The organism is Curtobacterium sp. VKM Ac-1393 (genome assembly GCF_015350995.1).
In the GTDB taxonomy this organism is placed as follows: domain Bacteria; phylum Actinomycetota; class Actinomycetes; order Actinomycetales; family Microbacteriaceae; genus Curtobacterium.
Window position 1 is genome coordinate 21,188 of the sequence record NZ_JADKRW010000009.1, and the last position, 18,659, is coordinate 39,846.

19 protein-coding genes and 1 pseudogene are annotated in these 18,659 nt (G+C 67.5%); 8 read left to right on the forward strand and 12 right to left on the reverse strand.

Annotation, left to right across the window (positions count from 1 at the left end):
- Positions 1–327: 327 nt before the first annotated feature.
- The 3 genes from ITJ59_RS17770 (at position 328) to ITJ59_RS19745 (ending at position 2,341) form a co-directional block, all read left to right on the forward strand.
- A complete protein-coding gene (locus ITJ59_RS17770; protein ID WP_194652637.1) occupies positions 328–1,035 on the forward strand; it encodes a GAF and ANTAR domain-containing protein in 708 nt (235 codons plus the stop codon).
- A gap of 15 nt (positions 1,036–1,050) precedes the next feature.
- Positions 1,051–1,782: an ANTAR domain-containing protein gene (locus ITJ59_RS17775; protein WP_194652638.1), complete on the forward strand. Its 732-nt coding sequence runs from the start codon at positions 1,051–1,053 to the stop codon at positions 1,780–1,782.
- Positions 1,783–1,915: 133 nt separating this feature from the next.
- On the forward strand, positions 1,916–2,341 hold the full coding sequence (locus ITJ59_RS19745; protein WP_194652639.1) for a helix-turn-helix domain-containing protein: 426 nt from the start codon (positions 1,916–1,918) through the stop codon (positions 2,339–2,341).
- Between the two features lie 57 nt (positions 2,342–2,398).
- Here the strand turns inward: ITJ59_RS19745 and ITJ59_RS17785 are convergent.
- Positions 2,399–2,527: pseudogene (locus ITJ59_RS17785) on the reverse strand (helix-turn-helix domain-containing protein); the annotation flags it as partial.
- 86 nt (positions 2,528–2,613) lie between these two features.
- Positions 2,614–2,979, reverse strand: coding sequence for a VOC family protein (locus ITJ59_RS17790; RefSeq protein WP_194652640.1), 366 nt, complete (start codon positions 2,977–2,979; stop codon positions 2,614–2,616).
- A gap of 94 nt (positions 2,980–3,073) precedes the next feature.
- On the opposite strand from ITJ59_RS17790, the gene ITJ59_RS17795 reads away from it, so the two are divergent.
- Both ITJ59_RS17795 and ITJ59_RS17800 read left to right on the forward strand, forming a co-directional pair.
- Positions 3,074–4,045: a helix-turn-helix transcriptional regulator gene (locus tag ITJ59_RS17795; RefSeq protein ID WP_194652641.1), complete on the forward strand. Its 972-nt coding sequence runs from the start codon at positions 3,074–3,076 to the stop codon at positions 4,043–4,045.
- Between the two features lie 103 nt (positions 4,046–4,148).
- Positions 4,149–4,451 (forward strand): hypothetical protein, encoded by a 303-nt coding sequence (locus tag ITJ59_RS17800; RefSeq protein ID WP_194652642.1) that lies wholly within the window; start codon positions 4,149–4,151, stop codon positions 4,449–4,451.
- Between the two features lie 532 nt (positions 4,452–4,983).
- Here ITJ59_RS17800 and ITJ59_RS17805 read toward each other — a convergent pair.
- The 8 genes from ITJ59_RS17805 to ITJ59_RS17840 form a co-directional block, all read right to left on the reverse strand.
- Positions 4,984–5,574, reverse strand: coding sequence for a hypothetical protein (locus tag ITJ59_RS17805; protein WP_194652643.1), 591 nt, complete (start codon positions 5,572–5,574; stop codon positions 4,984–4,986).
- 10 nt (positions 5,575–5,584) lie between these two features.
- Positions 5,585–5,962: a hypothetical protein gene (locus ITJ59_RS17810; protein WP_194652644.1), complete on the reverse strand. Its 378-nt coding sequence runs from the start codon at positions 5,960–5,962 to the stop codon at positions 5,585–5,587.
- A gap of 561 nt (positions 5,963–6,523) precedes the next feature.
- Positions 6,524–7,090, reverse strand: a complete 567-nt coding sequence (locus ITJ59_RS17815; protein ID WP_194652645.1) for a hypothetical protein — start codon at positions 7,088–7,090, stop codon at positions 6,524–6,526.
- Between the two features lie 14 nt (positions 7,091–7,104).
- Positions 7,105–7,677: a matrixin family metalloprotease gene (locus ITJ59_RS17820; RefSeq protein WP_228511866.1), complete on the reverse strand. Its 573-nt coding sequence runs from the start codon at positions 7,675–7,677 to the stop codon at positions 7,105–7,107.
- A 376-nt stretch (positions 7,678–8,053) separates the two neighbouring features.
- Positions 8,054–8,365 (reverse strand): hypothetical protein, encoded by a 312-nt coding sequence (locus ITJ59_RS17825; RefSeq protein WP_194652647.1) that lies wholly within the window; start codon positions 8,363–8,365, stop codon positions 8,054–8,056.
- A 460-nt stretch (positions 8,366–8,825) separates the two neighbouring features.
- Positions 8,826–9,068, reverse strand: a complete 243-nt coding sequence (locus tag ITJ59_RS17830) for a hypothetical protein (protein ID WP_194652648.1) — start codon at positions 9,066–9,068, stop codon at positions 8,826–8,828.
- Positions 9,069–9,278: 210 nt separating this feature from the next.
- On the reverse strand, positions 9,279–10,334 hold the full coding sequence (locus ITJ59_RS17835) for a 2,3-butanediol dehydrogenase (RefSeq protein ID WP_194652649.1): 1,056 nt from the start codon (positions 10,332–10,334) through the stop codon (positions 9,279–9,281).
- Between the two features lie 125 nt (positions 10,335–10,459).
- Positions 10,460–11,053 carry a DoxX family protein gene (locus ITJ59_RS17840; RefSeq protein WP_228511868.1) on the reverse strand — a complete coding sequence of 198 codons (594 nt, stop codon included), beginning with the start codon at positions 11,051–11,053 and terminating at the stop codon, positions 10,460–10,462.
- A 297-nt stretch (positions 11,054–11,350) separates the two neighbouring features.
- Here ITJ59_RS17840 and ITJ59_RS17845 point away from each other — a divergent pair, with 297 nt between their 5' ends.
- A complete protein-coding gene (locus ITJ59_RS17845; protein ID WP_194652650.1) occupies positions 11,351–12,478 on the forward strand; it encodes an acetate/propionate family kinase in 1,128 nt (375 codons plus the stop codon).
- Between the two features lie 81 nt (positions 12,479–12,559).
- Here ITJ59_RS17845 and ITJ59_RS17850 read toward each other — a convergent pair whose 3' ends face one another.
- Both ITJ59_RS17850 and ITJ59_RS17855 read right to left on the reverse strand, forming a co-directional pair.
- The gene (locus tag ITJ59_RS17850; RefSeq protein WP_194652651.1) at positions 12,560–15,106 is read right to left on the reverse strand and encodes a phosphoketolase; all 2,547 of its coding nucleotides are present in this window, start codon (positions 15,104–15,106) and stop codon (positions 12,560–12,562) included.
- Complete coding sequence (locus ITJ59_RS17855; protein ID WP_194652652.1) at positions 15,103–15,918, reverse strand: universal stress protein; 816 nt, start codon at positions 15,916–15,918, stop codon at positions 15,103–15,105. Before ITJ59_RS17855 ends, ITJ59_RS17850 begins: the two co-directional genes overlap by 4 nt.
- Positions 15,919–16,030: 112 nt before the next feature.
- Here ITJ59_RS17855 and ITJ59_RS17860 point away from each other — a divergent pair, with 112 nt between their 5' ends.
- Both ITJ59_RS17860 and ITJ59_RS17865 read left to right on the forward strand, forming a co-directional pair.
- Complete coding sequence (locus tag ITJ59_RS17860) at positions 16,031–17,725, forward strand: GAF domain-containing protein (protein ID WP_194652653.1); 1,695 nt, start codon at positions 16,031–16,033, stop codon at positions 17,723–17,725.
- Positions 17,722–18,342: a response regulator transcription factor gene (locus ITJ59_RS17865; protein ID WP_323749552.1), complete on the forward strand. Its 621-nt coding sequence runs from the start codon at positions 17,722–17,724 to the stop codon at positions 18,340–18,342. The genes ITJ59_RS17860 and ITJ59_RS17865 overlap by 4 nt, the downstream gene beginning before the upstream one ends.
- Positions 18,343–18,659: the final 317 nt, after the last annotated feature.

Genomic DNA, 18,659 nt, shown 5'->3' on the forward strand with positions numbered 1-18,659 from the left:
TGCGATTCGCGTACCCCCACCGGGCAATTTTGCGAGGCACGCGTGCGGGCACAGTTCAGGCCAGACAGCGGCAGGCGTCACATCCCATCTGGCAGGACGGCCCTCCTATAGTTCTGGGCCACGACGAGGGGTTGGGACAGCTGGGCACGACAGGGCCGACGTGGCATCAGCGCAAGTCGCTGAGTGGTGCGCATTTGTCGCTGATGCAGGGAAGGCGCTACGGTCGGAGCAAAGTTCAGTGCCCGGACCCCGCGCTGGTTGAGACTCTCGGGGGTGGTGCTGTGCAGGTTCGGTCGCTGTTGCCTGCATCCCGGACGGGTGCGGCTGATGGATGGTGACGATCTCGCAGCAGCCGTCGCTGCCCTGCACGGCAGGGACGCCGACGATGACCTCTGCGCGCCGTTCCTGGACGTGCTGCCGGTGACGGGGGTTGCGATCTCGACGGTGGGGAACCCGTTCGGCTCCGAGACGGTCTGCGCCAGCGACGATGCGGCTGCCCGGTTGGACGAGATCCAACTGGACCTCGGTGAGGGCCCCTGTTGGGAGGCGATCCAGACGGGTTTCCCGGTCATCGTCCCGGACGTGCAGGGTACGGCCACGACGCGGTGGCCGGTCGCGTTGCAGGGGCTGCAAGCGGCTGGGCTCGGCGCGGTGTTCGCGTTCCCGATGCGGTTCGGCACACTCGACATCGGGGCTGTCGACCTCTACACGGACGGACCCGGCGCCCTGCCTGCTGAGCATCAGGCTCGTGCGGTCGCATTGACGACTGCTGTGTCACGGCGGGTGCTCCAGCAGGCACTGGAGCGCGCGGAGGCCGACGCCGAGGGCCACCCGGGGCTCGACGCGGGGCGCTACTCGCGTCGGGAAGTGCACCAGGCGTCCGGCATGCTCGCAGCCCAGACCGGCGCCGACGTCGACGATTCGCTGCTCATCCTCCGCGGCCATGCCTACGCAGCTGGCCGCTCTGTCCGTGACCTGGCCGCTGACGTAGTCGCCCGGGTCGTGGACTTCACCGATCACGACGCAGCATCGTAGGGAAGAAGGCAGACCTTGGTCCACACTCGAGAGCACCGACTCGTTGACGCGTTCGTCACCCTCACCGACACCCTCGTCACCGAGTACGACGTCGTCGAACTGCTCCAGTCCCTCGTCGACAACGCCACTGACCTGTTCGACGCGACTGCGGCCGGCATCCTGCTCGTCAACCAGTCGCAGGACCTGGAAGTGGTGGTCTCCACCAGTGAGCGCAGTGCGCTCGTCGGGTTGCTGCAGCTCGAAGCCGGTGAGGGTCCTTGTGTGGAGGCGTTCACGACGGGGTCACCGGTGTCCGTACAGGACGCCGACGAGATGCGTCGACGGTGGCCGCAGTTCGCGGCAGCGTCGCAGGAAGCCGGCTACACCTCCGTGCACTCCATCCCGCTGCGGCTGCGCGACACCATCCTCGGATCGATGAACCTGTTCCGCGAGACATCCGGCGCGCTCAACGAAGACGATGCGACCGCGGCGCGGGCGCTGACAGACGTGGCAACGATCAGCATCCTGCAGCAGCGCAGCGTCGATCACGCCACCCTCGCGCAGGAGCAGCTGCAACGTGCGCTGAACAGCCGCGTTGTCATCGAGCAAGCCAAGGGCTTCGTCTCGTACACGCACCACGTCGACACGGACACCGCGTTCCAGCTACTCCGCAGTTACGCCCGATCGCACCAGATCCGGCTTGCCGACCTCGCGCGGTCGGTCGTGCGCCGCGAGACGGTCATCCCCATCATGAACGAGCACGCGTGATGACGTGTAGTTCTCCTGATTACGACGCTGGTCTTGCGCGAGCGGGAGCCGACCACCTAGCGTCGCGTCTCAGCTGCCCCAGTCCCTGGTCGCCGGAACACCACCCCATTCCGATGACGACCAGGAGGACATCGTGAGCTCACAGCGTTCCCTCGACGACTCGTCATCGGATACCCCGAACCACCGGTCGGGTGCCGACCCGAACGAGTTCCCGACCGGTCTCACCACCTCGTGTAACACGCCAGTGTCGGCGAGCCTGGCCATCGCCGTCGCGTTTATCGACACCCACGCCGCCGAATCCCTGTCGGCTGGGACGATCGCCTCCGTCGCCAACCTGAGCATGTGGGAGTCGCAACGGCAGTTCCTCGCCCACTTCGGCGTCACACCGCTGCAGTACGTTCGGCAGCTCCGACTCGAAGGCGTCCGCGCCGAACTCGGCCCGCCCACCCCGGGTACCGATGTCCGGATCATCGCCCGCCGGTGGGGATTCGCGCACCTCGGCCGGTTCACCAACACGTACTTCGATCACTTCGGCGAAGCCCCGGTGCGCTCGAACTGAACCGACTCAGGCCGGCTGGCAGCTGAATCAACACACACCATCCATCGAGAAGAGTCCGCGCTTCACGGTGGGCCAGGACACCTGGAAGCGGGCGGCGACTTCGCTGATCGGCCACCCGTCGTCAACGACGAGTCGCGCGACTTTCAGGCGGTGACGTGGGGTGAGGGCAGCGTTCGGATGTGACATGTCTGTCCCCCTGAACAGGCCAAAGGGCCGACCAGCGGGCGTGGCCGGCCCTTCGAGGGCGAAAGACGTGGGCGGGGTTCGTGCGGTCAGTCCACCGGGGAGACCCGGATGAGATTGCCGTCCGGGTCCGTAACCACGAATGTGCGGCCGAAGATGTCGTCGTGCGGCTCCTCCACGACGTGGACGCCCTTTGAGACCCAACTCGTGAAGGTCTCGTCAACTGCGGACGCCGGGCCGGGCACCATCAGCCCGAGCTCGCTCGTGCGCGGAGTGCTCGGGACGGCGTGCTCATTGCGGCCGGTCCACAGCGCGAACAGGACTCCGAGGGCAACTTCGAAAGCCACGTAGCGGGGACTGGTGAAGGTCGGTTCGATCTCGAACAGGTTGCTGTAGAAGGCGGAGGCGGCCTCGGCGTCACTGACGTAGATCAGGAACAGGTTGGGTGCGGGCATGGAGTGCTCCTCCGATTGATGGATCTCGATACAGGATCAGCAGACCACCAAATCACGACAGGACCTGTCATCTTTTCTGCGAGGGTTGGTCGGCATGAAGGCTTCGAGGTTGCTGCATCTCCTGCTGCTCTTGCAGACGCGCCAGCGCATGACCACGACCGAGCTCGCCGAGCGTCTGGAGGTGTCCCGGCGGACGGTGCTGCGGGATGTCGAGGCGCTCTCGATGGCAGGTGTGCCGGTTTATGCCGAACGGGGGCGCAACGGCGGGATCGTCTTGCTCCCCGGTGCGCGGCTCAATGTCTCGCACCTGGAACCTGGGGAGCTGGAAGCACTGTCCGTCGCTGGTTTGGACGGCGAGCATCTCGAGCGCCTCGGACTGACTGCAGTGCATGAGACGGCCGCGCGGAAGATCGCTGCCCGTCAGGCCGCGGCGCCCGGGGCTCCGAACTTGACGCGATTGGCTGACCTGGTCGTGGTGGACAGCAGCGCGTGGCTGGCAGATCCGAGGGCGGAGGTGGACGTCGCCGAACTTGCGTGGGCGCTGCGTCACCGACGTCGGATGCAAATCCAGTACCGGCGCAGCGCCGAGGGGCGGGCCTCGCCCCGTATCGTCGACCCGTACGGGCTCGCGGCGAAGTCGGGCCGCTGGTACCTCATCGCCGACGACCTGGGCACCGGCCGGCTGTTCGCCCTGGAACGGCTCTCGGACTACAAGCCGCTCGACGCACCGGCCGCCCTTCGCTCAGGTCAAACCCTCCGCACCGTGTGGGCGGCGCTGAAAGAACGCACCGAGTCGCCAGGTCGGGTGAGCGTGACCGTCCGCCTCCGAGAAAGCCGACTCGACCTCGCACGACGCATCCTCGGCACCCGCATCCACGAGGTCTCCTGCGCGGAGAAAGGGTGGTGCACCGTCGTCGTCCGCTACCCCGACGTCGAATCAGTGCGTCAGCTCCTCCAGTTCGGCGACCACATCGAGATACTCACCCCGGAAACAGCCCGCGAACGCATCCGTCAGCTCGCCACGGACATGGCCGAGCGGCACTCGCCCCAGTCTGATGACCGGTAAGCGCCATACCCCACCGTCGATCAATGTCCCCGGTCAGTACACCTAACGATCCCTCACGCTCACTCGGACCGGTGGTGTCGGCGCGATCGGTGAAGATGGATCCATGGCCACCGTCCGCGGCACGATCCGCTCCACGAACACCATCACCGCTGACGGCCTTGCAGACGACCAGAGCACCGCCCGGGCCCGCGCCGTCGACGGGTTGGATCTCGCCGGGTACGACGTCGTGCAGACGAACACGCTGAGCTCGACCGCGGCCGGGAACATCACCGTTCGCGCTGTCGCCCGGTCGACCGAGAACCAGCCGCACGAAGCGTCCGGGCCGAACTACGAAGCTGCCCTGGCCGCGTATCTCCAGTCGATCCCCGACGGGTGGATCAGCCTCGGCATCACCATCGACGCCTGACGTCGACGAGAGACGATAGGGACATGGCAATCCACCCCGCGATTGTGCTCACCTGCGATGGTTACCAGTGCAGCGAGAAGCTTGCCCTGATCGGCCCCAACGCGGTCAGCTACCACGGCGCGCGTGGCCACGCGGAATCGTACGGGTGGGACTGCTCAGCAGACGACGTCGACTGGTGCCCGGGCTGCAGGGCAGCGCAGGCAGCACTCGGCTCCTGATCTGCTGTGTCGGGCCCCCGGTACCGTCGCGCGTTCTGCGCCAGCCCAACCGGTTCACGGCGGCACTGCAGTGCAGCCCTGATGCCTAGCGCCCGGACGCAGAATAGTCGAGGAGGTTCCCCTGCTTGATCGCACGGTGACGAGGCACGTCGACGGTCAACCACCGCAACACCTCGAGCGCTCACAGTCGACGCTGGTGTCGATCGCTGCGACGGTGCCAGTGCCCCACTGGTCCGGCACCGCCGCCGCGACCTCACCGCGAACGGACGGCGAGCCATGACCCAGGAGCAAGCTCAAACCGAGTCGACGCGAGGTTACGCCCTCGCGGGCGTCCGGGAAAGACCCATCCGCCACCAGGGTCGGACTAGGCGGGATGCGTCCTCGAGCGGGTAGATCTCCAGACCACGCACATCGGCAGTCAGTTCCTTCTCCCAGCCCTCCATGAACCGCGCGAAAACACGGTCGCCCGGGATCCTCGTGACCCAGATACTCCCGGCTATTCCCGGCGCTTGACGAGAACGAGCAAAGTCGCGAGCCTGCTGCACGTCAAGGCTCCACGAGAGCCCTTCCCGGTTCGCTTCCGTCGCACCCCGATACGCCAACGAAGAGCGCCGCGGCCGGCGCCGCACGATCGTGTCTTCCGTGTACGCCGCACACTCGAACATCGCCCGCCACACTTCGGCCGGCACCGGTGACTCGTCGCGTCGATTCAGCCACATGGACGGCAAGAAGAGCGTCACCATCCCGGACGTGAGTTCTCCGACCTGGAAACACTGGACCACCTCGGCCTCGGGCCTGAAGTTCCCTGTTCGGTTCATCAGAGCGAGCACACCGGCGACCTCGGCGTTCGTCAGAGTGAGCTGACGCCTCGCCGCCATGCGCCACACTTCTGCCTCATCGATCACGGAGGTGTCGTCACTTCGCGCTGTCGATCACGTGCTGCGGCGATCCGCAGTAGCGGATTGCGAGACCCGCCGGGGCGCCGTCAACGCGCTCACCATCAGCCTCCGGCGTCGTGGCGGTCTCGTAGACCTTCTGGATCTGCTCCGCGGAATAGCCCTGCTTCGCCAGCTCGAGGACGCCGTTCGCGTACGAAACACAGCCCACTTCCCGCACCAGCTGGAGATTCTCCTCATCACTTCCGCTCAGGGAGCTTGAAATCGCGAACGGGATTGCGACAAGGAGCCCAACCCCCGCCGCGATGCCGACTGCAAGCACCCCGACGAGGATCATCCATACCCGCGCCCACCCCGAGTGTCGAACAGTGAAACCGGTGTTGTCCTGAGTGCTCATGGTGCCGACGGTAACGCGGATTCGCCGCGCCGTGGAACGACCGTCCTACGGGCGTGTCCCCGCATGACCCACCTGCCCCGCCGTGGCCGGCGAGACACCGGCTAAGCGGTACCCCAGCACCGCCCATCGAGGAAGGTCAAGACGAGAGCCCGTAACTTTAAGGCGCACATGCCGTCTCGATAGTGGCTCCTGTGGACGTGTTGCGATTCGGTGTCGATGATCGTCCGAGCGGAGGATCCGCCCAGATCGGTGGTTGTGTGTCGCCATGACTAATTCAGGGGTGAGCCGAGTTGCTGGTTGGATCGCGGTCGCGGTCGCTGCGGTGCTCGTGGTCGTGTTCTTTGCGTTCGTCCTGCAGGGCAGCTCCTGCAACGACGCAGCATCCGGTACCGACAGCACCTGCAGCGCGACCGGGCCCGCGGTCGGCACGGCCGGGGTCTGGGTGATTTCGGTACTCGGAGCCGCCGTCATCGCAATCGCTATCTGGCGCGCAATCGTCGCCGCACGGACGACAGCGGCCGGCAACACCGAATCGGTATCACCGGCCGCCGAAGTGCGTCGCTAGCCGGCCGCTTCCTCAAAGGTGACCTGCTCCGGGAGCGTGTCGCCGCCCTCATCGCCCTCGGGAACCTTCGTGAACGTGGACACGTCGGACGTCGACGCCGATCGCTTCGCAGCGGTCTGCGTCGCCTCCTCGTACAGGCCGGCCTCGCCACCGGTGACGTAATACTGGCTGGCGAGATCGCCATCAAGCCCGGAGGCCGTGAGGTACAGCAGGTAGGTCCCGCCATCCTCGAGGAACGCCGCAGGCCCCGGGTTCGCGGTGCTGCCAAGCTGCCGGACGACGATGTCGCTACCGGCATCCACCCCGTCGGCATCCTTCGGAGCATCAGCGACATGCAGAGTCGAGAGAGTGAAGTCTCCGGATCCCTCGATGTCCTGCGCGACGTGCTGTTCCGTGACCGTGCCGGACACTACGAGGGTGCTGGCGTCCGACAGATCCGCGGTGGATGAGTAGAACTCGACCCGTGACCCGTGGCTGCTGCTCGATACGCAGCCGGCGAGAGCGGCGATCGAGGCGGCAGCGAGGACGAGACCGGCGCCGCTGCGGATGATGTGCTTGTTCATGTGCGCGGTCCCTTTCAGTAGATGGAGTTCAGGCCGGCGACTTCGTCGGCGGTGAGGTTACGAATGCCTGCGCCGTATGCGGCAGATGCACTCTTGTACATGACGTGCTTTACACCCGAGACGTGGTCGAGACCGAGACCGTGCCCGAGCTCGTGCAACCACACGACTTTCAGCTGCGCGACCGGCTTACCCGCGAGGTAGTGCGTGTTCAGGAACGAGTGGGCACTGGTCGTGCGTGAGCCGATGTGGATCTGGTCGGTGTGGCCCTCGTAGCCGGTCGCGCCTTCGTTGGTCTGCGCCGCGGTGAACGCGGGTCCACCCGTGTTGGTGAGGGTCAGGTTCACATCCGTTGCGGAGATGTTCGTGGCCGCCTGTCCGATCGCTGTCCGGTAGTTCCCCGACGTCGTGGCCACGTACACGCGGAGGTTCCCGTTGGCCCAGTTGTAGCCGAGCTTCGCGTACGCCTGCGCGGACGTGGGCAATGCGACCATCGCCCCCACCGCCAAGACAGCGGTTCCCAGCATCACGTACCGTCGTGTCCGCCCCGCCTGCACACGTGCAGCGAAACGAGCAGTGAACTTGTTCATGTCACCCCAAAGATCCGAACGAACGGGGCAACCAGGAGCCCCGCGTCAGCGCGGCCCCTCCCCCCGTGAGTGATCGTCGAGTCGATCCCCCAACGTGATCGAAGCATGATGGCGCCGGTGCACCAAGCACCGTTACCAACTCGACACAGGAAACGCATAAGTGGATACCGGCTTCCCCGTCTCCCCGCGCCAGCTGCTACAGCCCGGTAGCCGATCCCTCACCGGTACGGCACTCCGACGGGCGGTCCCGTCACGACGATGCAACACTGTCACGAGAGAAGGGGACCGGCCAACGTTAGCTGGCGGGTCCCTCCTCCATGCGATATCGACCAGTCAGCCGGACGTCTCGCCGCAAGCCCTATGTGTCACACGAACCTCAACCCGCGGCGTAGAGCTGAACGGCCGGGCTGTTGCCGACTGTTCCTGCAGCCACGTTCAGCCGCACGTTGGAAGCCGAGGTGCCCACAGCGATAGTTTCGGCATGTGATGTGATTCCTACGAGGAACGAATCACTTACCTGGTGCAGGCCAGCATTACGAAACGCATCGATGGCCGTGCCCTCAGGCAGCAGCACTCCTTGCGCGGAGAGGTCAGTGTCGTCGAGGCGAAGCGTGAGGCCTGCCTGCTTGAAGTCACTGGCGCTACGGACCGAAATAGTGACGTACTCACCATCGACCGCGACGAGCACCGCTCCCCCGTCGTGGTCGCAGCTCGCCAGAACTGCACCGATCCGTCATCGCCGACATGCTGCAGTGTTGCCGAGTCGACGCCGGCGTTGACCAGCGACTCCTCGTGGATGGCAACGGGCAACGCTACGGGTGCAGCCACGTCGCTGCTGCTTGTCGTGATGGTCGAGGGTGCTGCGACTCGCATTCCCGTCGTCAGGCCGGTGTCCCCTACAGAAACCTCTGTCTCATAAATGCCGCCACCGTAAGCCCCTTCCGCGACGTCCGCATCGGCCTGCAGGCCGACGCACAGCGAGCAATGAGCCTGCACCTCAACCAGTTCTGTTTCACGCAAGCGGATACGAGCAAATCACGAAGATCGCGCCGGCCCCACTCGGCCCGGTAGCCGATCGGCTACCGCGACGGCGCCGGAAGCTTTGGGGGCATCCTTGCCGCGCGCCGTGCTCTGCACATGGGGAGGATCTACTCCTCGATCGGGCCGCCGACTTCCGGCTCTTCGACGGGAACGAAGGCCGCGTGAAGCTGTTCGATTTCGTCGGCTTCGATGACGACGTAGTCCACCCCCTCGAGCGGTTCGACATCGTCGCTTCCGCTTGGGCGGTATTGAGGCTGGGTCAGGACGATGGCGCGGTGTGGGTGGGGATCAGGGTCGTTGCCGAACTCCCATAGGACGCCGCTGACCCATCCGGCTGATTTGAGCACCATGGCGACCTGGACAACCTCGTCCTCTGGGGCATCACCGAGGCCAGCACGTGCCGGATCGATCAGCCGAGTCGGTCAAATCACCACACCACGTTGTGTGGAGGGTGCAGGCTCTGAAGCAGATAGGGCAAAGCCCCTGCGCCCATCGAGGTGGCAGGACATCTTCGCGGAGGCCCCGAGGGAGACACCACCCGCGCTGCTGGCCGGGTGTGGTTAGGGGTGGACCAGAATCTTGACGTGGTCCTCGTTATGGTGAATTAGCTGGTCGAAGCCGTGCTCCACCAGGTCGTCGAGCGCGATGCGACCGGTTATGAACGGGGCGAGATTGAGTCGGCCAGATCGAACAAGCTCGATCGTGGCTGCGTGGTCGTTCGCGTACGCGATGGTGCCCCGCAAGTCGATCTCCTTGACGACAAGCTTCTCGAGATCGACTACGGGCTTGTGTCCCCAGATTGACACGTTCACGATGACGGCGCCAGGCCCGACCGCCTCAAGCAGGGTGTCGAGCACAACATCGACACCGGAGCATTCGAACGCCACGTCGGCGCCGCGCCCATCGGTGAACGTGCGGACCTCGTCAGGCACGTCGACTTCGGTCGGATCCAGCACGCGGTCGGCGACACCGGTACGGAGCGCCATCGCTTTGCGCGCGGCGCTCACCTCGCTGAGAACAACCGTGAGTCCCTCCGCCTTGCAGATCGCGGCGGTGAGGAGGCCGATCGGACCTCCGCCGCCGATCAGGACGACGTCGCCGGCCGACGCTCCGCTGCGGACGAATGCGTGGTGTCCGACCGAAAGCGGCTCGATGAGCGCGGCCTGGTCGAGGGGTAGGTCGCCGACGGAGTGGACCCAGCGGCGCTCGACGACGATCTTCTCGGACAATCCACCGCCGCGGCCGGCGAGCCCGATGAAGTTCATGTCGGGGGAAAGTTGGTATTCGACGCCAGGCACAACGCGCACGTCGTCATGGATGATGTACGGCTCCACGACGACGTGCTCTCCGATCGAGAGGTCGGTGACGCCCTCGCCAAGAGCTGCAACCGTACCGGACATCTCGTGTCCGAGTGTCACGGGCGCTGCCTCCCCCGAGATCGGGTGCGGGAATCCGGCCGGCGGTACGAAGATTGGGCCGTCCAGATACTCGTGCAGGTCAGTCCCGCAAATGCCGCACCAGGCGACGTTGATGAGAACAGTCCCGGGGCTGGCTTCCGGCGTCGGAACATCCTCGATCCGGATGTCGCCGCGGGCGTGGTAACGAGCTGCCTTCATGGTTGTTTTCTCTCGTGAGTCGAGCGCCGGCGGGAAGTCCGGCGGCGCTCTATGTAGCACTTGGGGGCGGAACTGTAGAGGCCGGTGGCGGACCCCCCCACGGCATCCGCCACCGGTCGTTCGTGTCAGGCGAGCCACTGTGCTCGGCGGACCAGCGGCAGCTGCTTCCACCAGTCGCCGATCCCCCAGGTGTCGCCGGCCGAGACCGCTGCGACCGCGATGAGGGCAAGTGCGTAGACGATGTGGTAGTCGACCAGGGGGTTCGTCGAGGCGGCGTTCGCGGTAAAGGGCCACTCCGCCAAGTACATCAGCAGCATCACCACGCTGCCGGCGACGGCGCTGAGGCGCAGGCCGACGCCCGCCATCACGGCGAGACCGATACCGAGCATGGCGGCCATGAACAGCACGTCGGTGACCGGGCTCGCGATCGATGCGAAGAATCCCTTGAGGGGTCCGCTCACGGCGTCGCTCATCAGGAAGCCCTGGCTCGGGGCTCCCCCGTGGATCCAGGCGCCAGCGGCGGGGGTCGAGAACCCGAGTCCAAAGGTCTTGTCGAGGAAGGCCCAGAGGAAAACGAACCCCGTCCCTAGCCGGAGCGCGGCGAGTGCACGCCGGCCGACGACCGTGGTGACGACGCTCCGTTCGGCGGCGGCCGCCTGCGGCTGGACAACGCCGGCGGGGTGTTCCGTGTGGTGCAGGTCGTGCGCTGTCGTTGTCATGGTGCTCATCCCTCCGGACTATCGCTCGGGCCCGTCGCCCTCGCTGTGCTGCAATCCTCCTGCGGCTGGACGGGCGACGACAGGGACCGAGGTCCCGGATCGGCGCCTGACGTCCTCGGCCGCACCAGCGCGACGGTCCGGCGCCGGGGCCCTGGTCGGCGCGGGTGCCAGACGTGACCGGCACCGGGCGGGTGCAGGTCCTCCCGGATGGTCACGGGCTCCTCCTCGCCCGCCCTGGCCCGTCGGGCGGGACCAACGGCCCTGCCCGCGCGCACGGATCGGCGAGAGTGTCGACCCGTGTCCACTGTCTTCGTCCTCAACGCCGGTTCGTCGTCCCTCAAGTACCAGCTCGTGGACCCCGAGACGGGGTCCGTCCGCGCACACGGTTCCGTCGAGCGGATCGGCGAGCCAGGAGGTCCGTCACCGGACCACGGAGCGGCTGTCCGGGACACACTCGACCGGCTCACGGCGGAGGGCGCGGACGCGCCCGTCGCGGTTGGCCACCGTGTCGTCCACGGCGGCGATCGCTTCGACCGAGCGGTGGTCGTCGACCAGGAGGTCGAGGCGGCGATTGACCACCTGTCCCGGCTCGCGCCCTTGCACAACCCGGCCGCCCTCGCCGCCATCCGGGCAGCTCGCGCCGCACTGCCCGGTGCCCCGCACGTGACCGTCTTCGACACCGCCTTCCACCAGACAATCCCCGACGCCGCCGCGACATACGCGATCGACGCCGACATTGCGAAGCGGTACGGCATCCGACGGTATGGGTTCCACGGCACGTCGCACCGTTTCGTATCGCGCGCGGCCGCGGCATTCCTGGGGCGGCCGGTGGAGGAACTCAAGATGATCGTCCTGCACATCGGCAACGGCGCCTCAGCCCGCGCGATCGACGGCGGTCGATCGATCGAGACCTCGATGGGCATGACGCCGTTCGAAGGACTCGTGATGGGCACCCGGTCCGGCGACATCGACCCAGCGGTGCTCTTCCACCTGCACCGTGAAGCCGGCCTGGACTTCGACGAGCTCGAGACGCTGCTCAACAACCGGAGCGGTCTGCTCGGGCTCACCGGCCACGGGGACATGCGCGATGTCCAGGCGGCGGCGCTCGACGGCGTCGACCACGCCGAACTCGCCCTGTCGGTCTACCGGCACCGGATCCGCCGGCACATCGGCGCGTACACCGCAGAGCTGCGCGGGCTCGACGCCGTCGTGTTCACGGCGGGTGTCGGCGAGCGTGACCCGCTGCTCCGTCGCCGGAGCCTGGCGGGGCTGGAACACCTGGGTGTCGAGGTCGACATCGACCGGAACGAACTCGCGTCCACGCGCGCCCGACGGATCTCGCCGGAAGGGTCCCCGGTGACGGTCCTCGTCGTCCCGACGAACGAGGAGCTGGAGATCGCCCGCCAGACGGTGGAACTCGTCTGACGGGCGAACGGGCGAACTGGCGAGGCGGGTGCGCACCCTGATGGGGAACGCACCCGCCTCGCCCGTGTCAGGCGGTCACCCTCACTCGTTGTCCCCGCCGGTCGCGACCGCGGCGGACGCTGGCGCCGGAGCGCCGACGCCGACGTTCGCGGAGCGGACCGCGCCGGCGTCGTGCGATGCCGGGCCCGTGTCGGTCCAGGTCCAGTCAGCCACTTCAGGCAGGTCCTCGCCGTGCGAACGCGTGTAGGCGCGGGCGGCGACCCGCTTGTCCTGCATCTGCTGGCGCACGCCGGCGTAGCGCGAGCCGAGGCCGGGCACGCGGTCGAGGACGTCGATCACCAGGTGGAACCGGTCCATGTCGTTGAGCATCACCATGTCGAACGGCGTCGTGGTCGTGCCCTCCTCCTTGTAGCCGCGCACGTGCAGGTTCGCGTGTCCGTGGCGTCGGTACGCCAGGCGGTGGATGAGCCACGGGTAGCCGTGGTACGCGAAGACGATCGGGCAGTCGGTCGTGAACACCGCGTCGAACTCCGCGTCGGACAGGCCGTGCGGGTGCTCGCCCTCCGACATCAGCCGCATCAGGTCGACGACGTTCACCACGCGGACGCGGAGTTCCGGGACTTCCTGGCGCAGGATCGACACGGCCGCGAGCGTCTCGAGCGTCGGCACGTCCCCGGCGCAGGCGAGCACGACGTCCGGTTCCTCGCCGGCGACCTCGTTGCCGGCCCACTCGAAGATCCCGAGCCCGCGGGTCATATGCGCGATCGCCTCGTCCATCGGCAGCCAGTTGAACGTGGGCTGTTTGCCCGCCACGACGACGTTCACGTAGTCGACCGATCGGAGACAGTGGTCGTACGTCGACAGCAGGGTGTTCGCGTCGAAGGGCAGGTACACGCGGACGACGTCGGGCTTCTTGTTCACCACGTGGTCGATGAATCCCGGGTCCTGGTGCGAGAGTCCGTTGTGGTCCTGCCGCCACACGTGCGACGACAGCAGGTAGTTGAGCGAGGCGATCGGGCGGCGCCACGGAATCCCCTTGCTCACCTTGAGCCACTTGGCGTGCTGGTTGAGCATCGAGTCGATAATGTGGATGAAGGCCTCGTAGCTCGTGAACAGTCCGTGGCGCCCGGTGAGCAAGTAGCCCTCGAGCCAGCCCTGGCATTGGTGTTCGCTCAGCATCTCCATCACGCGCCCCGCGCGGGCGAGGTGCTCGTCGGAGGGCAGGAACTCGCCGTCCCACTGCTTGTCGGTGACCTCGAGCACGGCGCCGAGCCGGTTCGACGCGGTCTCGTCCGGACCGAAGATCCGGAAGTTCTCCGGGTTCGACTGGACGACACCCGCGAGCCACTCGCCGAGCACTCTGGTCGACTCGCTGATCGTGCCGCCGTGGGTCGGGACGTCGACGGCGTGGTTCCGGAAGTCTGGCAGGACGAGATCGCGCTTGAGCAGCCCGCCGTTCGCGACCGGGTTGGCGCTCATGCGTCGGCCTCCCCGCGGGACGAGGGCGGTGACGAGCTCGACCGGCGCGCCGGTCTCGTCGAACAGTTCCTCCGGCCGGTAGGACTGGAGCCACCCCTCGAGCACGCGCAGGTGTTCCGCGGTGTCGCGGGCGCTGGCCAGTGGCACCTGGTGGGCACGCCAGTTGCCCTCCGCCGGCTTGCCGTCGATCTCGGCCGGGCAGGTCCACCCCTTCGGGGTGCGCAGGATGATCATCGGCCAGGCCGGTCGGCCGTCGAGCGTCCCCGCGGCGGCGTGCGCCTTGATGTCGGCGATGTGGTCGAGCACCCGGTCGAGCGTCTCCGCCATCCGCCGGTGCACGGCGCGCGGATCCTCACCGTCGAAGCCGCCGGAGACGATGTACGGGGTGTGCCCGTAGCCACGCATGAGGGCGAGAAGCTCGTCCTCGGGGATGCGTGCGAGCACGGTGGGGTTGGCGATCTTGTACCCGTTCAAGTGCAGGATCGGCAGGACGACGCCGTCATGCAGCGGGTCGATGAACTTGTTGGAGTGCCAGCTCGTGGCGAGCGGACCGGTTTCGGCCTCGCCGTCGCCCACCACCGCTGCGACGAGCAGATCGGGGTTGTCGAACGCCGCGCCATACGCGTGCGACAACGCGTACCCGAGTTCACCACCCTCGTGGATCGAGCCCGGCGTCTCCGGGGCGACGTGACTCGGTATCCCGCCGGGGAACGAGAACTGCCGGAACAGCCTGCGGACGCCGTCCGTCGTCTGCGGGATGCCCGGGTACACCTCGCTGTACGTGCCGTCCAAGTACGCGTTCGCGACCATCCCAGGGCCCCCGTGGCCGGGCCCCGTGACGTACAGCGTGTTCAAGTCGCGTTCCTGGATCGTCCTGTTCAGGTGCGCGTAGATGAAGTTCAGGCCGGGCGTCGTGCCCCAGTGGCCGAGCAGTCGTGGCTTTACGTCATCGCGTGTGAGCGGTCGACGCAGCAGCGGGTCGTCGAGCAGGTAGATCTGGCCAACCGCCAGGTAGTTCGCCGCTCGCCAAGCCGCATCGAGGCGGTCCACGGTCGCCTCGTCGAGGGACACCCCGCTACCGCGCCGGAAGGCGGTGTGCTCGCCCTCGGCTCGCTGCGGGGCGGTGGTCTGGGTCGTCGTGTCGGTCATACCGTCTCCTTCGTGAGGGGTGCTGCTGCCCGGCCCCGGCCGTCGTCGTGTCGGGCGACGAGGACCGGGGCGGTGAGGTTGATGAGGACGTCGTGCAGGACAGCGCTGACGTGCCCGGCCCGGATCCCGGACGTCTGGCGACCGCCGATGACGAGGAGCGCATGGCCGAATGCCGCGTCGAGGAGCGTCGGAGCCACGGCGCGACCGGTGGTGCGGCACGAGACGGTGAGCCGCGGGTGGGCGTCCTGCAGACGCCTGCCCGCCGCCGCCAGGTCCTCGGCACCGGTGGCGTCTGCGCTCTTTGCACGGATGAGCACGAGTTCCTCGCCACGACGCACGGCCTCGGACGCGGCCATCTCGCCGACGTCGGCCGCGTCCGCCCCAGCTCCGACACCGGCCACGACACCGCGACGGAACCGGAGGTCAACGTCCGGGACCACGACGACGGTGCACGGTGCCGCGGTGGCGAGCACGAGCCCGGTGGTGCCGAGGGAACGCCCGTGCAGGTGCCCAGTCTTGTGGGTTCCGATCACGAGGACCGTATCCGGGTCGACGACGTCGAGAAGGGCCCCCACCACGTCGCCCTCGAGCACGAGCAACGACAGGTCCGCCTCCGGGTGCCGTTCCCGTGCAGCACGGAGCGCCTGCCGGGCTGCGAGGACCCCGTCGTCCTCGTCAGCGTCGGGACCACCGCTCCAGACGTGGACCAGCACGATCGGGGCGTGTTCGTCGGCCGCCCGGCTCTTCACCCATTCCAAGGCCCGTCGGCTCGGTCCCGAGTCGTCGAACCCGACGAGGTAGCGCTTGTCCATGCACGTCCTTCCCGCCATCGATCGTCCATCCGCTCCTGGCCGGGCGGGAGAGACCAAAGTCCCGAGCGCCGACGGGCATCCCCATAGGGTTGACATCACGAGGGGAGCAGCCATGCCGCACGAACAGGACCGGATCGAGTTCCCAAACGGTCCCCAGACCGCACTCGAGCGGACGATCGGCGAACTCGTCGACCACGCCCAGGAGGTCCTCGCGACCCAGGGACGACTGCGGGGGCTCCTCCGGGCGAACCGCCTCGTCGTCGCGGAGCTCGACCTCCCGACGGTCCTCCGCCGAATCGTCGAGGCCGCACTCGAACTCGTCGACGCGCGCTACGGGGCGATGGGCGTCCTCGCACCGGACGGCACGCTCGAGCAATTCCTGCACGTGGGCATGCCGGAGGACGAGGTCCGGGCTATCGGCGACCTCCCCCGCGGCCGCGGCCTGCTCGGCACCATCCTGGCCGCAAAGCACCCCCTGCGACTCGAACACCTCGGGGACGACTCGCGCTCGGCGGGCTTCCCGGAACACCACCCGCCCATGGACGCCTTCCTCGGGGTGCCGATCCTTGTGCGGGGTGAACTCTTCGGCAACCTGTACCTGACCCGCGACGACGGGGACTCCTTCAGCGACGAGGACGAGGAACTCCTCGTCTCGCTCGCCGCGACCGCGGGCGCAGCGATCAACCACGCACGGCTCTTCGACGAGTCCCGGCGACAGCAGGCGTGGTCCTCAGCCTTGACCGAGGTGACGACGGCGCTCATGTCGACCGAGGTCGTCGACGGGCTCGGCGTTGTCGTCGACCGGGTCACACCGCTCGCCGAGGCGGACTTCGCCTGTGTCCTCGTGCCGGACGGCCCGGTCCTGCGGATCGACGGAGCACGCGGTCTCGGCGCCGAGGACCTCCCCGGAACCATCGACGCCCCGGCCGGTACGATCGCCGGCCGTTCGATGGAGAGTGGCCACGTCACGACCGCTGACCTGCGTGAGGAACCGCCGTTCTGGCCCGCGCATCTGCGTTGGGCGGTGGCTATCCCCTTCGCCGCGTCCGAGCGACCGCTCGGCACCCTGCTGCTGGCCCGCGGTTCCGAACGTCCACGGTTCACGGCTTCCGACATCGACCTGGCGGCGGAGTTCGCTGCCCAGGCCAGTGTCGCGATCGAGCTCGCGCACGGCCGCCGCGACCGGCAGGAGCTCCAGCGCGTTGAGGACCGCAGCCGGATCGCTCGTGACCTGCACGACAACGTGATTCAGCGATTGTTCGCCGCGGGACTCATCCTGCAGAGCATCGAGCCAGCCGTGCCTGCAGCGCTCCGCCAGGACGTCGGCGACCAGATCGACGCGATCGACGCTGCCATCGCTGAGATCCGTACCGCCGTCTTCGCGCTGGGCACGCGCGGGAACGACGAGCGGCAGAGCATCCGGCACCGCGTCCTCGACGTCGTGTCCGAGGTCGGTCGGCTGCTCACCGGGCCGGTCAGTGTGACCTTCGTCGGCGCGGTCGACGTCATGGTGCCGACCGAGCTCGGCGACGACATCGTCGCGGTCGTCCGGGAATCGCTCACCAACGTCGGCCGTCACGCCCGGGCGGCGAGCACCGAGTTGCAGATCGCGATCGACAACGAACACCTCACCGTGCGGGTCGACGACGACGGCAGGGGCATCCAGCGCCGCGGCCGTGCAAGCGGTACCGCCAACCTCGCGGCCCGGGCAGCAGCCCGCGGTGGCCGCTACGTCCTCGACGCTCGTCCCGGCGGCGGGACATCCATGAGCTGGAGGGTCCCGCTCCCCAAGCAGGTGACAGTGTGACGCTGCGCGTGTTCCTGGTCGACGACCACGAACTCGTCCGACAGGGCGTCGCGAGAATCATCGACGCCCAACCCGACCTCGAGGTCGTCGGCGAGGCGGAGAGCATCGCCCGCGCCATCCCGCGGATCGCGGCCACCAGCCCGGACGTCGCCGTACTCGACGTGCGCCTCCCAGACGGGAGCGGCATCGACCTGTGCCGCACCATCAGGTCCGAGCGTCCGGAACTGGTCTGTCTCATGCTGACCGCGTTCGACGACGACGACGCAACCCGGGCAGCGGTACTCGCAGGAGCGAGCGGGTACGTGCTGAAGGACATCCGAGGGAACAACCTGGTAGCGGCGATCCGCCGTGCGGCAGGCGGTGCGGTGCTGTTCCCGCCCGAGACCGCAGAACGGGTGCGCGCGGCGGTGACGCCGAACCGGTTGGACCCGGACGGACTGACACTGCGCGAGCAGCAGATTCTCGACCTCATCGTCGACGGCCTGACGAACCGGCAGATCGGCGACCGGCTCCATATCGCAGAGAAGACCGTGAAGAATAACGTCACGGTCCTGCTCGGAAAACTGCACCTCGAACGTCGCACGCAAGCCGCAGTGTACGGCGCGAGGAGGACGTGACCTAGGGCGGGACCAAGGGCCCTCCCGGCGGGAGCCGTGGCGCGGGAACGTTAGAGCATGCCCGAACACGACCAGCCCCGGCACGTCTCCGCAGCCAAGTGGCAGCAGCTGAAGCGACAAGCCCGTGAGCATGCCCGCCGTAACGCCGAACGCCGGGCCGCTGATCTCCTCCGCCCGCACGACACCGACGGATCGGCGCGATGAACTAGTTCCTCGACCCGCTCGTCTTGTCGCGGGGGCAGAGCCGCACTGTGGCAAAGCCACTTACCGCAACACTGCCCTCATACATCACAACCCGCACCTACGTAGGGCTCTGT

Excerpts from the sequence above, each read along its gene's own strand:
- ITJ59_RS17830 (WP_194652648.1), bottom strand. The coding sequence starts at position 9,068 with ATGGTGCTCAAATCAGCCGGATGGGTCAGCGGCGTCCTATGGGAGTTC.
- ITJ59_RS17795 (WP_194652641.1), top strand. The coding sequence starts at position 3,074 with ATGAAGGCTTCGAGGTTGCTGCATCTCCTGCTGCTCTTGCAGACGCGC.
- ITJ59_RS17815 (WP_194652645.1), bottom strand. The coding sequence starts at position 7,090 with ATGAACAAGCACATCATCCGCAGCGGCGCCGGTCTCGTCCTCGCTGCC.
- ITJ59_RS17840 (WP_228511868.1), bottom strand. The coding sequence starts at position 11,053 with ATGACAACGACAGCGCACGACCTGCACCACACGGAACACCCCGCCGGC.
- ITJ59_RS17810 (WP_194652644.1), bottom strand. The coding sequence starts at position 5,962 with ATGAGCACTCAGGACAACACCGGTTTCACTGTTCGACACTCGGGGTGG.
- ITJ59_RS17800 (WP_194652642.1), top strand. The coding sequence starts at position 4,149 with ATGGCCACCGTCCGCGGCACGATCCGCTCCACGAACACCATCACCGCT.
- ITJ59_RS17850 (WP_194652651.1), bottom strand. The coding sequence starts at position 15,106 with ATGACCGACACGACGACCCAGACCACCGCCCCGCAGCGAGCCGAGGGC.
- ITJ59_RS17855 (WP_194652652.1), bottom strand. The coding sequence starts at position 15,918 with ATGGACAAGCGCTACCTCGTCGGGTTCGACGACTCGGGACCGAGCCGA.
- ITJ59_RS17820 (WP_228511866.1), bottom strand. The coding sequence starts at position 7,677 with ATGAACAAGTTCACTGCTCGTTTCGCTGCACGTGTGCAGGCGGGGCGG.
- ITJ59_RS17770 (WP_194652637.1), top strand. The coding sequence starts at position 328 with ATGGATGGTGACGATCTCGCAGCAGCCGTCGCTGCCCTGCACGGCAGG.
- ITJ59_RS17860 (WP_194652653.1), top strand. The coding sequence starts at position 16,031 with ATGCCGCACGAACAGGACCGGATCGAGTTCCCAAACGGTCCCCAGACC.
- ITJ59_RS17790 (WP_194652640.1), bottom strand. The coding sequence starts at position 2,979 with ATGCCCGCACCCAACCTGTTCCTGATCTACGTCAGTGACGCCGAGGCC.
- ITJ59_RS17835 (WP_194652649.1), bottom strand. The coding sequence starts at position 10,334 with ATGAAGGCAGCTCGTTACCACGCCCGCGGCGACATCCGGATCGAGGAT.